This is a genomic window from Rhizobium sp. AQ_MP (genome assembly GCF_014237835.1).
Taxonomy (GTDB): Bacteria; Pseudomonadota; Alphaproteobacteria; order Rhizobiales; family Rhizobiaceae; genus Allorhizobium.
In genome coordinates this window covers 1-303 of record NZ_JACJVI010000101.1, presented here as the reverse complement: position 1 = coordinate 303, position 303 = coordinate 1, and the positions used below count along the sequence as shown (strand labels likewise).

Sequence of the window (303 nt, the reverse complement as noted above, 5' to 3'; positions counted from 1 at the left end):
ATTTCTTCCGGGAACTTTGCCACATCGAAAGGCTACCGCCTCACACAGGAGGACCGCGTCCGCGCCTGGATCATCGAGCGGTTGATGTGTGACTTCCAGGTGGATTTTACAGCCAAGCCGGATGGTTTTGAACTTCCGGAGGAGAGCTTTGGAAAAGCCAATCTGCTGCTCAAGACCCTGTTGGACGAAGGCATTGTGACCTGGCGTGGCGATGTGCTGAGCGTGAACACACAGCACAGGTTCCTGGTCAGAACGGTAGCGTCCTGCTTTGACGCCTATCTGGGAGAAGCGGGCAGAACACAC

The 303-nt window shown here is 55.8% G+C and carries 1 pseudogene; it reads left to right on the top strand.

Going from position 1 to position 303, the window contains the following annotated elements:
• Nucleotides 1-115, top strand: a pseudogene (locus H6M51_RS25135) (coproporphyrinogen III oxidase); the annotation flags it as partial.
• Nucleotides 116-303: the final 188 nt, after the last annotated feature.